General features: G+C 27.2%; 5 protein-coding genes. All 5 read left to right on the top strand.

The genetic code is table 11. The features are described from left to right. The first annotated feature begins 17 nt into the window (after window positions 1-17). Entirely contained in the window at window positions 18-3,554 is a 3,537-nt protein-coding gene (locus Arg41_RS07090; RefSeq protein ID WP_092343752.1) for a hypothetical protein, read from the top strand. A 177-nt stretch (window positions 3,555-3,731) separates the two neighbouring features. Beyond that, window positions 3,732-7,259 (top strand): hypothetical protein, encoded by a 3,528-nt coding sequence (locus Arg41_RS07095; protein WP_092490661.1) that lies wholly within the window; start codon window positions 3,732-3,734, stop codon window positions 7,257-7,259. A 190-nt stretch (window positions 7,260-7,449) separates the two neighbouring features. Next, complete coding sequence (locus Arg41_RS07100) at window positions 7,450-11,784, top strand: hypothetical protein (RefSeq protein ID WP_092343572.1); 4,335 nt, start codon at window positions 7,450-7,452, stop codon at window positions 11,782-11,784. A 134-nt stretch (window positions 11,785-11,918) separates the two neighbouring features. After that, window positions 11,919-14,399, top strand: coding sequence for a hypothetical protein (locus Arg41_RS07105; protein WP_092343573.1), 2,481 nt, complete (start codon window positions 11,919-11,921; stop codon window positions 14,397-14,399). A 233-nt stretch (window positions 14,400-14,632) separates the two neighbouring features. Continuing rightward, complete coding sequence (locus tag Arg41_RS07110) at window positions 14,633-18,208, top strand: hypothetical protein (protein ID WP_092343574.1); 3,576 nt, start codon at window positions 14,633-14,635, stop codon at window positions 18,206-18,208. Window positions 18,209-18,309: the final 101 nt, after the last annotated feature.

Raw genomic sequence — 18,309 nt, forward strand, 5'->3', positions numbered from 1 at the left:
TTTTTAGGTTATGATAAATGTATCCATATAATTCAAGCAACGACTTCACCTTAAGTAGCATTGATATAAATAAAAAAATTAAAAATGATGTTGATGGCAGCACAACTGAACAGTCATCTTGCAAAGATAATAAAGACTTTGGTTATTGCGTAGGTGTTGCGTCGCAATATGATCTATCCCAATATCATGATGAACTATTGCAAGAAGGTCATTATCAAGAAAAATTATTGCCTCCAGATATATTTAAATTGACTAAAAGTTTTGACACTAAAAAATCATCCACTTCTCATACTGCAAAATGTACACCCATTAAAGATGAGCCACTATCAAAATCAACAAACCCAAATATACTGCCACCTAAACAAAGCATTAACAAAGAAAGTATAGTCAAAAAAAATATAAGTATAAATTTATATACCCGCAGTAATTTGTGGCATACAAAATATAATCAGAGAATAGTATATATTGATGCCATTAAGAGAATAGATATTGACAATAAAGAATTATTTAAGAACAGTGTATTAGAAAAAATTGGTAAAATTATCGAAAAAAGATATTTACTAGGATCGTCCATTGATCTTTCTCAAACCTATTTAAATATACGCAAGTATATATTAGATAAGATCTCTTTATTAATTAATGAGGATACCTCTGACTCGGAGATATTGATAACTCCTGGAATGTCCGTTTCAGATTTGAGATCTAGTTGCATATTAAATACTAGTTTTTTCAAAAAACTAAGAGATGCCTGTGAAAAAATTGTAAAAGACATACAAGAAACTCCGGATGATTATTTAACACATATACTTCAAAGCAACACTATTTTCAGTCTAATTGATTCAAATATGGCTAGTCCTTTAACTTCAACTAATACTGCTGTTATCCGTTTTTCTGAAAAAAAAAAATTTCTCCCAAAATTAAAAGAGTTAATTATGGATACGGTATCTAATTTAGATAGCAGTATTATTTGTGAAATTAAAAAGATAGATCAGAAAAATATTGTAAGTTCTTTATTTACAGACGCGCATGGTGTACTAGTATCAAAATCATTGATTAAAAATTTAAACTTATTATTTAAGTCCAATGAAAACAAATTTGCAAGTGGGAAGTTTGACGATAATTTGAGTTTTTTTAATAATTTACTTGAAAAAATAGGAAATCTAGTAAGAGCATCCTGCATATTTCATGAAGGAGTTTTTTTACCAGATCAATCTACAGCAGAGCAGATATCTAAATACCTCCTCTCAGATATGTATGGTATATCTTCCAGATTTCATAAAAAGATAAAATTATCATCTAATAATGTTGCTTTAGAGAGAAATTATAGAAAAGGTATAGCAATTAGCACCCTGACTAAAGAAAAAATACGAACACTCAAATTAAATCCAACAAGTATAATAAATACTATGTCATCTAAATCAAAAGATATGAAAGCAGGAAAAATAGAGGCTAGTAATGACCATAGATATGAGGAAATTGCAACAACATCAATTATAAAAAATATTAATCAACCTACGCCATCTCTAATGATAAAAGAATTTGATCTAAGAATGTACCGTAGGACTAACTTATATTCTGCAGAAAATTCATCAAGCATATATGAAGAAGCCATTAAAAAAATAGATATTGATAGCAATAAAATGTTTATGAGTAGTGTAATGGAAGAAATAGGTGCTTATATCAAAATTAGGGGGCTTTCAGAGTCATCTATTAACATTTACCAAACGTATTCAAATGTTCGCAAATATATTTTAGAGAGAGTTTCTCCCTATATTAGAAATATTGTTACCGTTACAGATGTATTAATAACTCCTGAAGTAACCCTTTCAGATTTAAGATCTAGTTGCATATCAAATAATGTTTTTTTTGAAAAATTGACGAAAAAATGCGACAAAATTGTAAGAAATATAAGTACTATTTCTGACGATTATTTCTCAAGCATTATTCAAAATTACATTTTTCTTGATTCAAGCGGACGTTTGAGAATTACCAATAGGAAGAATAAATTATTATCTAAAGTAAAACTATTAATTATGGAAACAATATCAAATTTGAAAATTAATATTATTAATGAACTAAAAAAGTTTAAACAAAGCGAGGTTGTGAGTGGTTTATTTTCAAATATACATGGTGTACACATACCAAAATCCTTAATAAGGAACCTACACTTGTTTTTTAATCAGAACAAACTTCCCAACAATGACCACATTGCTAATTTAGATTCGCTTAATGATTTGTTTACAAAGTTATTAAATAAAATAAAAACATCTCCTATGCTACATGAAGAAAAGTTATTTTTTCCAGGAAAATATACGACAGAACTAATGTCCAAATACTTACTATTGGATATCTATGAGATTCCATTTAAATTTCATACAAAACTTGAACTCCAGGAACATATCAGTAATAACGTAATAGAAACTAATCATGAGAAAGGCACTATATCTGATAATTATGATGAGACAGAATCTAAATTACTAGAAAAATCAATACTTATTCCACAAAAAAAGTCAAAATGGAGCCCTAATCTTATAACATATTTAAATATATATGAACTAGCTATATCAATGATTGATATTGACAAAGGTAATTTTGAAAATTCTTTCATATATAAATTTAAGAACTACCCTCTCGTAAAAGAATACTTTAGTGAAAAATGGGAGACTACCATTGATTTTTCTACTACATATAATAATGTCAAAAATCATATTCTGGGAATTTTTTACCCCTTCTTAAAAAAAATTGAAGAAGAAGTAAGAATAAAACCTATTAATGGTATGACTATAGATGAATTAATATATGCTTATGTATCGAACGAAGATTTTTTTAACAGGTTACGTGAATTTTGCACTAAAGTCATTAGTAGTATTAAAAATTGCAGCTATAGTGCGTTAGATCTAATGCAATGCCGCATACGCTTAGAAGCAGAAGAACCTAAAGTAGTAGAAATAACAAAGAAAAGAAAGATTGCATTTTGCAATGATATGGAAGATTTATTAATCAGAAACATTTTAAATCTTCCTGACATAATTGTAAAATCAATTAAATTAATACCTATCTCTAAATTCGTAGAAGGATCTTTTTCTATATTTTACTACATGTATGTTGACAATGCATCGCTACTGAAAATTAAATCAGTGTTTAATAATGTACAAAAGAAAGTAGCCAATGATCATCTATTAAAAAAATTGGTAAATAAACTTTCCTTAGATAGAACAGATAAAACTAAAAAAGTAAGTAGTGTATATAAGATTATTGGTAGCCACATCATTTACAAAAAACTATCAACCTACAAGTATATAAGAAAGTTAGTAAAACGAGAATTACTTGCCATTAAATATGAAACAAATAACCCTATCATGGTTATCCGTAACAATAAAATTGAAATTGCAAATCAAGAAGTAAGGAACAAAATTTTTGATAAACTCGAGTTGGACCTCATTACAATAACTATAAGGTCATACAGAAGGTTATGCATTAAAATATACAAATCAAAAAATAGAACCGAAACTAAAAAACCATTTGTGAAAAACTATCTACCCGCAACTACATAAGAAAAATTACTATATATATTTAAATAAGGTAGAGCGCATAATTATTAGTAATTAGTATATTGTCATATCAAATTTTGACATCAATGGTATTATCTAGAATAATTTATTTCTACTAAAATTCATATCTGTGTACAATCGATATTAATGTTAAATAAATTATTCTTTAGGTTTTGCTACATGTGTACATATCATTCAAGAAACAATTTTACTGTGAAGGTTATTGATGAAAATAAAACCATTAAAGCGGAGAATGAAGACGATATTACCCATACATATTATCAAGACCAATACATAATTAAAAATCAAAAAGTTGATTATCGTGTGGACATTATCCCAAAAGATGTATTAGCAGGTTGTTATCTAGGTTTTCATATCTATAACGATATATGCCAAGATGATAATTATCAAGAAAGATTGTTACCTCCTGATATATTTAAAGTAACTAAATCAGATGAACCTAGTTTATTATCTATTTCCAAAAGTTCTGATACAGAGCAGTCATCAATATCTTGTCCCATAAAACGCAAGTTCATAGAACACGGACCACTATCAATCGCACTAAGCCCAAAAATAATAGACCTTAAGCAAAGAATAGGTAATGAAAATGAGATTAAAAAAAATATAAGCCTAAACTCATATACCCGCAGCAGTTTATGGCATACGAAAACTGACTCAATAATAGTATATAGATATGCCATTAAAAAAATAAACATTGACAGTAACAAATCATTTGAGAATTATGTATTAGAAAAAATGGCTCGAGCTATAAAAAAAAGGGGGGTAGATTTATTAAAATATTCTATTGACCTTTCTCCAACTTATTCTAATGTACGTAAATATACTCTGGAAAAGCTTTCCCTATTACTTAACGAGGATCTACTTGATGTAGATATATTAATAACTCCTGGCATGTCTGTTTCAGACTTAAGAAATAGTTGCATATCAAATAAAATTTTTTTAAAAAAAACACGAGAGTATTGTAAAAAAATTACAGAAAATATACTATCAACTCCAGATAATTTTTTATCATGTATATTTCAACGTCATATTGCTTTTAATCAAAAAAATAGTTTAGATTCAACTAATACTAAAATCAGATTCTCTCCACGAAAAGACAAATTTCTCCCAAAATTGAAGGAATTGATTGTAGATACAATATCTAATTTACCCAGAAGTATTATTTATGAAATTGAAAATTTAGACCAGAGCAATATCGTTAATGCCCTATTTTCAGATGTTCATGGCGCACTAATTTCAAAATCGTCGATTAAAAATTTAAACTCATTTTTTAACCTCAATAAAAATAAATTTGTAAATATTAAATTTGATAATAATTTAAATTCACTAAATGACTTACTTGATAAAATAGGAAATTTAGTGAGAACATCTTGCATATTTCATGAAGTAGTTTTTCTGCCAGGTGAATCTACGGTAGAACAACTATCCAAATACCTATTGTCAGATATATATGGCATATCATCAAAGTTTCATAAAAAAATTAAATTATCTGCTCAAAATATACTTAAACATCAAGAATCAAGTGATTTTATTTACTTAAAGAGCAATCATACAAAAAGTATCGCAATTAATACAACTGATAGAGAAGAACTGCAAATCCCAAAAGAATATCTTATATCATCTAGATTAATAAATATAAAAATGAAAAAAATAGAAACCAATGATAATTATGAACATGTAATAAAAGAATTCAACTTAAACTCATACCGCAGAATCAACTTATTCTCCATGGATATTAGATCAAACATATATGAAGATGCCATTAAAAAAATTGACATAGATAATGATTACCAATTTAAGAATCGTGCATTAGACGAACTAGGTACTTATATTATAAGTAGAGGTTTCACAAAATTACCTCTTAATCTTTCTCAAACTTACTCAAATGTAAGCAAATATATTTTGGATAAGATTTCACCTCACATAAATGATATTATGATCACTACAGATGTATTAATAACTCCAGGTATATCATTGTTAGACATAAGATATAAATATATATCGAATATAGTTTTCTTCGATAAATTACATAAAAAATGTGAAGAAATTGTAAAAAATATACACCCAATTCCTAATAATTACTTCCTAAGCATTATTCAAAGTATAATTAATTTTGGTTCTACTGAGCGCTTAGTAATTACACATAAGAAAAATAAATTATGCCAAGAAGTAAAATTACTAATTATAGAAACAATATCTAACTTGCCTAATAAAATTATTCATGAGCTTAAAAAACTTAAGCAAAGTGAGATAGTTAATGGACTATTTGCAAATATACATGGTGTATATTTGAGCAAATCCTTAATAAGAAATATACAGTTATTATTTAATTCTAATAAACTCCCCAATAACGATCACATTGATAATTTAGAATTAATTAATAATTTGCTCACAAAATTATTCTGTCAAGTAAAAAGATCTACTATACTACACGAAGGAAAAATATTTTTTCCAGGAGAATCTACGGCAAAACTATTATCTAAATACTTATTATTAGATATGTATTACATTCCATTTAAATTGCGCACAAAACTTAAACATCAGAAACATATCAATGATAGTATATTAGAGAGCAACTATAAAAAAAATTCTGTAACTAATATTAGAAACAAAATAGAATCATCTTTATCAAAAAATACAATACTCGTACCACAAAAAAAATCTAAATGGAATTATGATCTTATACCATCATTAAATATATATGAATTAGCTATATCAATGATTAATATTGACAAAGGAAATTTTGAGGATTATTTCATAGATAAAGTCAATCACTATTCTTTAATTAAGGAATACATTAGCAAAAAAGAAAAAATCAATATTGATCTCTCCACGACTTATTCTAGAATTAAAAACCATATCTCTAAAATATTTAAACCTTTCTTAAAAGAAATAGATAAAGAAACAAAAGAAAAGGTAAGACCTACTCCTGGCATGACTGTAGGTGAATTAAGATTAGCTTATATATTAAATGAAAAATTTTTTGATAAATTTCGTAAGTTTTGCAACGAAGTAATAAATAGCATCAGAAGTTCTTATGACAACACATTAACTGATATGATTCAATACCATGTATGTTTAGAAAAGGAAACAGACAAAGCGATAAGAATCGATAAAAAAACGAGAATTGCACTTAGAAAGGATATAACAAATCTACTTATTAGAAACATCTCAAATGCCCCAGAAATAATTCTGGGTACAATTAAGCTAATACCCAATTCTAAATTTGTAGATGAATGGTTTTCTAATTTACACGATATATATGTTGACAATGCATCGCTACTAAAAGCTAAATCAGTATTTAATACCGTACAAGAAAAAGTAATTAAAGACCCTCTATTGAGTGAATCAGTAGATAAAGTTTCCCTAAATATAATTAACAAAATAAAAAAAACAAAGAACATAAATACGATTATTAATAATCATATCATTTGTAAAAAAACATCTATACACAATTACATAAGAAAACTAGTAAGGGAAGACCTACCTTCTCTTAAAGGTGAGCTAAGAAATACTATTATGATTATGCGTAATGATAAGATTGAAATAGCAGATCAAAAAATAAGGGATGAAATATTTGATAAACTTGGATCAAACATGATTAAAACTACCATAAAATCATACAAAAAATTATGTCTTGAAAGATGCAAAGCACACAAATCAAAAATGGAAAATAAAAAATTATGACTATAATAATTTTATATTTTTAAATAAAAATTTATGTTATATAACTTTATGTTATATAACTATTAGCAATGAATATGTTATGTTTGTTATTTTTAATAGGCCACACAATCTAGAAATATTTATTGCACACTAAAATAAATATTGGTGTACAATGAGTAATATTTCAAGATAGACTGTGCTTTATTATTTTATGTATCTACATCATTCAAGCAATAATCTTACCACAAACAACATTGACGAAAATATTAAAGATGAAATTTATGATATAAGTGATGGTCATGGACCCTATAAAGATAAAAGTGAAATTAACAATAAAGTATTTTATAATTGCTCTGGCACTATACCAAAAAATGAGTTATCTCAGCGTTCTTTAAATTTTTGGACCCATGAAGAATCGTACCAAAACTACAATGAAGAAGAAAAATTATCACCACTTGATATATTTAAATTAAATAAATTGGGCACATATAAGTTACCATCTAATAATTACAGTTTTAATCCTGATCAAATATATGCATCTAGTGCCGTAAAACGTCAATTCATTGAAGATGAACCACTCTTAACAGAACCAAGCACCAAAAGATTAAAACTTAAACAAAGCACAGAAAACGAAAAAACTCATATATCATCACCAGGTTTTGCGGGAAAAATAATAACAGCCCCAAATACAACTTACTGTAAAATATTAGAACGGCCGATAATTAAAAGAGAGCTACGTATAAAATTGTGTCGTTGCAATACTAGAAATGGCACGTATGAAGAACAAGCTTGTGATACATCAAATTTAGCTTCTACAGAAAACATAACAAATATTTCAAGAAATTATGAAGAAGAATTACTTCCTCCCGATATATTTAAATTTACTAAATCAGATGAATCTGATTTATCATCCATATCTAGCACCGTAAAAAATAAACTAATTAAAGATGAGCCCCTTTCAATAGAATCAAGCTCCAAAAGATCAAACATCAATCAAAGAATAGACAGAGAAAAAAATATATCTTTTACAAAAAAAATAATAGCAATACCAAACTTAGAAAACACTGGACAAACAGTACAAAATTCTCCCGATAATGGCATAACAATGGGAAAGCCGATAATTAAGAAAAAAGAACTACGTATAAAATTATATCGTTGCGATGTTGGACAAAGCATATATGCAGAACAAACTTGCAATGAATCATCCTTAACTTCTACAGAACAGACAACAAGTGCCTCAACCTCAAAAAATTATGAAGAAAAATTACCGACTTCTGGTGTACTTACACTTAATAAATTTGATAAAGTTAATATACCATCATCAATTGACGGTTTTGACCCAACGTCTAATACTGAGAAACATACATCTACTGAAAGTAAATTACTATCAATATCACAAAACCTAAAAAGAATAGAGTCTAAACAAATAACGATTAACGAAAATGAAATTAAAAAAAATATAAAGCTAAACTTTTATCGTCGTATAGATTCATGGCATAAAAAAACTAGTTCGAAAGTGATATATAGAAATGCCATTAAAAAAATAAATATTGATAATAACGAATCATTTAAGGAAAGTGTATTAAAAAAAATTAGTAAATCCCTTAAAAAGAGAGATTTATTAAAGTCAACGTTTGACCTTTATAAAACTTATTCAAACATACGCAAATATGCCCTGGATAAGATATCTCCATTGTTTGATGAGGATACAGTTGACTCAGATATACAGATAACCCCTGGAATGTCTATCTCAGATTTAAGATCAAGTTGCATATCAAATAATATGTTTTTTAAAAAATTACGAGAATATTGTGAAAAAATTATAGAAAATATAAGAGCAACCCCAAATGATTATTCACATCTGTTTCAACGCAATATTATCTTCAATCAGAGTGATCCTTCAAGTTCTACCAATACTAGGATCAGATTTTCTCTCAAGAGAGATGAAATTATCCCCAAATTAGAGAAATTAATCATAGATACAGTATCCGATTTGCCAAATAGTATTATTTACGAAATTGAAAGGCTAGATCAAAACAATATTGTAAGTGCTTTATTTTCGGATGTTCATGGGGTACTAATATCAAAATCATCAATAAAAAGTTTAAACTTGTTATTTAATTCTAATAAACACAAATTTGTAAACGCAATATTTGATGATAATTTAAATTTATTTCATGACTTGCTAGATAAAATAAGATATTTAGTAAGAAAATCTTGTGTATTTCATGAAGGAGTTTTTTTGCCAAATGAACCCACAGCAGAAGAACTATCTAATTACCTGTTGTCAGATATGTGTGGTTTATCTCCCAAGATTAATAAAGTACTCAATAAAAACACATCAAAACATAAAGAACCAATCGATGACATTAGATTAAATGACAATTGTAAAAAATCTGTAGCAACTAACACAGCGTCAAAAAAAGAACTACAAACATCAGAATTAGATTTAACAATAGAAATAGGTAATACATCATCAAACTCAAAGGATATAGGAAATAAAAAATCGGTTACAGAAAATGTTGATCAATCAGAATACAGCACAATGACAAAAGAAATTAAACTAAAGAAGTATCATAGAACTAACTTAATTTCTACAAAGATCACACCAAACATATACGAATATGCCATTAAAAAAGTTGTCGTAGATAATAATTTCCAGTTTAAGAATAGTGTATTAGAAGAATTAGGAACTTACATTACAAGCGAGGGTTTTACAAAATCATCTCTTGACCTTTCCGTAACTTATTCAAATGTTCGCAAATATGTTTTAGAAAAAGTTCGTCCATACGTTAGTGATAATGTAATCAATGCAGATATATTGATCACTCCTGGAATGTCTCTATCTGACATAAAAAACAGCTCAATATCAAATAATGTTTTCTTTGAAAAACTACATAAAAAATGTGAGAAAATTGTAAAAGACATACACTTAATTCCTGAGAGTAATTTTTTGAGTATTATTCAAAACTACATTTATTTTAATTCAATTAATCGCATTAGAATCGATTATAAAAAAAACAAACTTTGCTCAGAAGCAAAGTCATTAATTACTGAAACAATATCCAATTTACCCACTGCTATTATTAATGAACTTAAAAAATTCAAGCGAAGTGAGGTTATAAATAGTTTATTTTCTAATATACATGGCGTACACCTCACTAAATCTTTAGAAAAAGATATAAGATTATTCTTTAGTTATAACAAACTTCGCAATAATAATATTGTCAATTTAAATTTTCTTAACAATTTACTCACAAAACTACTAAGCATAGTAATAAAATCCCCTGTATTACACGAAGAAAAAATATTTTTCTTAGGAGAATCTACAGCAAAATCACTATCTAAATATTTATTATCAGATATGTATGAGATTCCATTAAAATTACATAAAAAAATTCTACTACAGAAGAATATCAAGGACAAAATATTAGATAGTAATTATAAAAAAAATGTAGCGATTAATATTTCTGATAGTATTAAATTACCATTATTAGAAAAATCAATACTCATGCCTCGACAAAAATACCAATGGAGCAATGATCGTATATCGTCTTTAAATATATATAAACTAGCTCTGTCAATGATTGATATTGACAGAGGAAATTTTGAAAATTATGTCATTAATAAGGTCAAAAAAAAGCATCTATCTAACAAATGCCTTAGAAATAAAGGAAAAATTAATATTGATCTTTCTACAACATATGATAATGTCAAAAATTACATTTTGGAAATGTTTCAACCTTTCCTAAAAGGCATTGAAGGAGAAATAAAAGAAAAAATCAAACCATTTCATGGTATGACTATAGATGAACTAAGACGTACATACACGTCAAACAAGAAATTCTTTAGCAGATTGCGTGGATTTTGCACCAAACTAATTAGTCGCATTAAAAATTGTAGAGATACCACATTGATCGATCTAATTCAATGCCGCATTCATTTAGAAACAAAAACATTACAAATAGAAATGAGAAAAAAAAGAAGAATTGAATTTCATGACTGTATAGCTAATATGTTAATCAGTAATATTTCAAATGCATCAATTCTAATTATTGATGCAATTAAATTAATTCCTCAATATAAAATTGTGGAGGAATATTTTTCTAATTTTTGCGACATGTATCTTGATAATGAATCTTTGCTGAAAGTTAAATCAATATTTGATTGCCTGCAAGAAAAAATAATTAACGACCGTTTGTTAAGAGAATTGGCAGATAAAATTTCCTTGGATATTATTGATAAATCCGGAAAAAGAAATAGAATACCCAAGATCATCAATAGCCACATAGTTTGTGGAAAATTGTCTACTTACGGCTATATAAGAAGATTATTAAAAGAAGAGTTTCCTACGCTTAAAGATAAGCTAAGTGATCCTATTATGATTATAAATAAAAATAAAATTGAAATTGCAGATCAAAAAATAAGAGATCATATATTTGATAGAATTAGATCAAGCCTAATTGAAGAATCCATAAAATCATATAACAAATTATGCGTTAAAAAATACAAATTGTACAAATCAAAAATGGAAACTAAAAAATAGTAGTTCAAATTTATACTACATGGTTATATGTAATAACCGCCATCAGAAACATAATTTCAAAAAATTTATTTCCATAGTAATTAAGATCAATGTATAATTTCTCGAAGTGAATCATACCTTGGGTTTTATTGTATATGTATACTCGCTGTTCAAGCAATGGTTTTAGTACATCAGTTATTGGTGAAAAGAACAATGTTAAAAGTAAGCTGGTAGAAATAGTTACCAATCATATCTCTTGTAAAAATCAATATCCAGATAGTAATAAAAGCTTTGTATCCAAGGATTATTTATCCCAACATTTATTAAACTTTGGCACTCATGAAGAACTATATCAAGATGATAATTATCAAGAAAAATTATTAACTCCCGATATATTTAAATTGACTAAACCAGATGAATCTAATTTATCGTTTAGAACTTACAGTTCTGGAACTGAAGAAACGTCGACATCTAGTGCTATAAAACGTACCTTCATTGAAGACAAATCGCTATCAAAATCACCAACCTCCAGAATGTTATGCTTCGATCAATACATGGACAACAAAAATGTAATTAAAAAAAATATAGTCCTAAATTCATATACTCGCAGCACTTTGTGGCATAAAAAAAGCAACTCAATGATGGTATATCTAGATGTCATTAAAAAAATAGATATTGATCCTAATGGGTTATTAAGGAACAGCGTACTAGAGAAGATGAGTAACAATATTAAGAAAAAATATTTGGTAAAATCTGTTGACATTTCCGCAACCTATTCTAATATACGTAAATACGCCTTGGATAGAGTATCTTCGATGATTAATGAAGATATCGCGGGTTTAGATATAACGATAACTCCTGGAATGTCTATTTCTGACTTAAGATCAAGTTGCATATCAAATAATAATTTCTTTAGAAAACTACAAGAGTGCTGTGAAAAAATTACAGAAAATATAAAATTAGCTCCAGAAAATTTCTTGTCACACATATTTCAATCTTGTGTTATTGTACATGTGGATAATTTATTGGACCCAACCAACAATAAGATTAAGTTGTATCATAAAAAAGACGAACTTATCCCAAAATTAAAAGAATTAATATTAAATACCATATCTAATTTACCAAACAGTATTATCTGTGAAATTGAAAAATTAGATCAAAACAATATTGTAAATTCTTTATTTTCAAAAATTCATGGCGTACTGGTATCAAAATCATTGATAAAAAATTTAATCTTGTTCTTTAATTCCAATAAAAATATATTTATAAACATAAAATTTGCTGATAATTTAAACCAGTTCAATGAATTACTTGATAAAATAGTTAATATAGTAAGAACATATTGTATATTTCATGAAGGGGTTTTTTTGCCAGATGAATCCACGTCGAAACAGTTATCTAGATACTTGTTGTCAGACATGTGTGGATTATCAACCAACTTTCATAAAAAATTTAAATTGTCTGTTCAAAATGTATCGGCATTTCAAGAGTCAGTTGATAATATTAGGCTAGAAAGCAATTATACAAATAACTCAGTAACCAATGAATCGGCTAAAAAAGAACCAGATGTAACAAATACAGAACTCATACTATGTCAAAAATCAAAACGTAACTCAGTTTTTGCACCATCTTTAAATATATACGAACTAGCTGCTTCAACTATTGATATCAACAAAGGAGATTTTGATGAATCTTTCATGGATAATTTAAAGCGCTATCCGTTAATGAAAGAATATTTTAATAAAAAAGAAAAAGTTAATATAGACCTTTCTACAACGCATAGTCATGTCAAAAATTATATTTCGGAAACACTTTACGATTTTGTGAAAAAAATTGAAAAAAAAATAGAACCTCTTCCTGGCATGACGATAGAAGAATTAAGATTAGCCCATATATCAAATGAAGAATTCTTTGATAAATTGCACAAATTTTGCTTTGAGGTAATCAATAGCATCAAAAATTGCAGTGATACTATGTTAATAGATCTGATGCAGCGTAACGTATATTTAGAAACAGAAACAGAAGCAGAAGCAGTAAAGGTTGTAAAAATTAATAAAAAAATAAAGATTTCATTTCGTGAACAAATAGAGAATTTACTAATTAGAAATATTTCAAATGCATCGGAAATAATTGTAAGTGCAATTAAACTAATACCAGACTCTAAAATCATAGAAGGATACTTTTCTCATTTTCATAACATCTATATTTACAATAAATCTTTACTGAGACTAAAATCAGCATTTAATTTTGTACAAGAAAAAGTGATTAATGACCACTTGTTAATAGAATTAGCTGATAAAATTTCCCTAAAAATGATTAACAAAATGGGGGGGAAAAGTATCATAAAAGGACACGTGGTACGCAAGATCGTAAACAATAACATAATTTGCGGTAAACTATCCACATACAATTACATAAGAAAATTAGTAGGAGAAGAATTATGTATACCTAAAGCAGGTCTAAGTGACCATATCATAGTTGTCAATAACAATAAAATTGAAATTGCAGATAAAAAGACAAGAGACGAAATATTTGGTGGCATTAGATCAGACTTAATTGCAAAAACTGTAAAATCATACAACGATTTATGCATTGAAATATACAAATCCAGAATAAGAAATAAAAAATTATATTAATGAATGTATCGTTATCTATAAATCTTTTATCTTACTGTAAAGGCTATTAATGAAAACAAAAACATTAAATAAGATAAAACAAAAAAACAAACAACATAAATACTATTATCAATAACCATATCATATATAATTGAAACTAGCATAAATTCATACAAAATATTTACACTAAAATTAAGATCGATGTACAATTCATGCTAACATGTTGCTGGTTACCATTTAGATTTAGTTATTACATGAACGCACATTTTTCTACAGATAGCTCTATTGTCAACAATATAGATGAAAATAAAAATATTAAAAATAATGAAATTTATGACAATGCTGATGATAATGCAGCTTATGAAGACAAACATATGAGTAATAACCAAGGTTGTTACTTGAGCTCGACTATTCTACCAAAACATGAGCAATCTTGCCGCTTTTTAAGTATACATACTCAGGATGACCTATGCCAAGATAATTATTACCAGGAAAAGTTATTGCCTCTTGATATATTTAAATTAGGCGGATATAACTTATTATCTAAAACTAATAGGTTTGATAATAATAAACCAGATTCGCTTTATGCTGCAAAACATACACTTATTGAAGACGAACAACTATCAACAGAACCACATCCTAAAAGAATAGACATTAAAATACTGACGGATGATGAAAAAACACACGCATCAGCATCACCAGATTTTACAGAACAAGCAATAAAAGATTCTAGTATGGAACATATTGAACAAACAGCACAAACCTACCCTATCAGCAACGAAAATTCTATTAAAAAAGATATAGGATTAAAATCATATGCTCGTAGCAGTTTATGTAATACAAAATATTACCCAAGAACACTCTATAGAGATGCTATTAAACAAATAGATATTGATAGTAATGGGTTATTTAAGAAATATGTATTAGAAAAAATGGCCAAAGACCTTAAAAGAAGAAATTTATTAGAATCATCTATAGACCTTTCTGCAACTTATTCAAACATAAGAAGATATACCTTGGACAAACTCTCCTCATTACTTAATGATGATCTGATTGATTCAGATGTATTAATAACTCCTGGAATGTCTATTTCAGATTTAAGATTAACTTTCATATCAAATAAATATTTTTTTAAAAAACTAAGAGACAATTGCAATCAAATTGCAGAAGATACAAGGGCAACTCCAAGTGACTGTTTATCACATGTGTTTCAATGTCGTATTATTTTCAATATTAGTAATCATTTAAATTCAGCTAATACCCGGGTTAAGTTTTATCCCCAAAAGAATAAATTTCTCCAGGAATTAAAGGAGCTGATTATAGACACAATATCTAATTTACCCAACAATATTATTTATGCAATTAAAAATATCAATCAAAGAAATATTGTGAATGCTTTGTTTTCAAAAATTCATGGAGTACTAATATCAAAATTATTGATAAAAAATTTAAAATCATTACCCAATAATGAAAACAAATTTAGTGGAAGATTTCATGATAATTTAAATTTACTAAATGATTTTCTTGCAAAAATAGGAAATCTGGTAAGAGTGTCTTGCATATTTCATGACGGAGTTTTTTTGCCAAATGAATCTACGGTAGAAAAACTATCCAAATACATATTGTCAGATATGTATGGCATACCATCCGTAGTCCATAAAAGTCTTAATCTGTGCGATGAAAGTATACACAAATCTCAAGGATCAAGTTGTAACATTGAGTTGCCATCGGAATCAATGGACCCTAAAAGGGAAAAAACTAGAAATGATTGTGAACATGCACAAGTAAAAACAACATCGCTTATAAAAAATACTCATCAATCAAAACAACACATAATAACAAAGGAACTTAATATGAGATATTATTATAAAATAAATTTATTTACTGCAGATCTTACAACCATATATGAGACCGCCATCAAAAAAATAAATATTGATAACAACAAGACATTTAGGAATAGTCTATTAAAGAAAATAGGTAGTTATATTGCATCTAAAGGTATCATAGAATCATCCATTAACCTTTCTAGAACTTATTCGAATGTTTGTCGATATGTTTTGGATAAAGTCTCTCCTTACATTAGTAACATTATTACCACCACAGATACATTGATAACTCCTGGAATGTCATTATCAAGCATAAAAAATAATTGCATATCAAATAAATCTTTTTTCGAGAAACTGAACAAAAAATGTGAAGAAATTGTAGAAAGCATAAATGTAATTCCTGATTATTATTTTTCAATAATTATTCAAAATTACATCTGTGATTCAAATAAATCTTTAAAAATTAGTCAGAAGAAAACTAAACTTTACCCAGAAATAAAATCATTAATCACAGAAACGATATCTAATTTACCAAATAATATTATTCATGAACTTAAAAAATTTAATCAAAGTGAGACAGTGAACGGTTTATTTTTAGATATACACAGCGTATATGCACAAAAATCCTTAATAAGAAATGCGCTATTATTATTTAATTACAACAAACTTCCTAACAACGATCCCATTGCTAATTTAGATTTACTTAATAATTTACATACAAAGCTATTAAATCAAGTAATACTGTCCCCAATATTACACGAAGGAAAAATATTTTTTCCAGGAGAATCCACAGCAAAATTACTTTCTAAATACCTATTATTAGATATGTACAATATTCCATTCAAATTTCATAAAAAACTCGTACCATATAAACATATTAGTGACAACATATTGATGAATGATTGTGAAAAAAATTCCACTACTCTAATTAATACTTCTGATAATATAGAATCAGCGTCATTAGCAAAACCAGTTCTCATTCCGCATAAAAGTTCAAAGTGGAACCCTGATCTTATATCTTCTTCTATTATATATGAAGAAGCTTTGTCACTGGCTGATATTGACAAAGGAGATTTTGAAAATTCTTTCGTAGATAAAATTAAGAACTATTCCACAGTTAAAAGATATTCAATCAAAAAAGAGGAAATTAATGTTGACCTTTCTATAACTTATTATCGCATAAAAAATTATATTTCCAAGATATTGCAACCATTTTTTAAAAAAATTGAAGAGAGAATAAAACCTGTTTGCAACATGACTATGGATGAATATAGATTATCATATATATCAAATGAAGAATTTTTTGATAAATTGCGTAAATTTTGCACTAAAACTGTAACTGGAATTAAAAATATCAGTGACTCTAAGTTAAACGACATGATACAAAATTCTGTACGGTTGGAAATAAAAGAATTTAAAACGATTATAATAAGAAGTAGAAGAAAAATTTTATTTCGTAGTGATCTAGAAAAACTGTTAACTAGAAACATCATGAATGTACCTGAAATGATTGCAAATGCGATTAAATTAATACCCCTAGATAAATTTTTGGAGAAACAATTCACACGTTTTGATAATATGTATGTTGACAATTCATCTCTACTAAAATCTAAATCAGTATTTAGTTATGTACAGAAAAAAGTTACTAACGATCATTTATTAAACGTATTAGTAGATAAAATTTCTATAGAAATGATTGATAAAGCTGGAAAGGGCAATAGTATAAAGGGAACTGTAATGCGAAAAATCATTAATAGCTACATGGTTTGCAATAAACTATCTACCTATAAGTATATAAGAAGGTTAATAAGAGAAGACTTACCTACGCTTGACAAGATAGTTGATAATATTATGATTATTCGTAATGATAAAATTGAAATTGCAGATCAAGAAACAAAGTGTAAAATACTGGATAAACTTGAATCGCACTTGATTCAAGCTGCCATAAGATCATACAATGAGTCATGCGTTAAAAAATATAAATCACATAAGTCAAGAGTTTAAACCTAAACAAAAACTCAGACCACGTAATAATTAGTAATCATCGTGCTATCATATGTATATGAAACTAAATTTTTTGCTAAAACCAAGACCGGTATATAATT

It is taken from the genome of Candidatus Ichthyocystis hellenicum (assembly GCF_001460935.1).
In the GTDB taxonomy this organism is placed as follows: Bacteria; Pseudomonadota; Gammaproteobacteria; order Burkholderiales; family 2013Ark19i; genus Ichthyocystis; species Ichthyocystis hellenicum.

What these genes read in the sequence shown, in the direction of transcription:
- Arg41_RS07090 (WP_092343752.1), top strand. Translation starts at nt 18, where the DNA reads ATGTATCCATATAATTCAAGCAACGACTTCACCTTAAGTAGCATTGAT.
- Arg41_RS07095 (WP_092490661.1), top strand. Translation starts at nt 3,732, where the DNA reads ATGTGTACATATCATTCAAGAAACAATTTTACTGTGAAGGTTATTGAT.
- Arg41_RS07100 (WP_092343572.1), top strand. Translation starts at nt 7,450, where the DNA reads ATGTATCTACATCATTCAAGCAATAATCTTACCACAAACAACATTGAC.
- Arg41_RS07105 (WP_092343573.1), top strand. Translation starts at nt 11,919, where the DNA reads ATGTATACTCGCTGTTCAAGCAATGGTTTTAGTACATCAGTTATTGGT.
- Arg41_RS07110 (WP_092343574.1), top strand. Translation starts at nt 14,633, where the DNA reads ATGAACGCACATTTTTCTACAGATAGCTCTATTGTCAACAATATAGAT.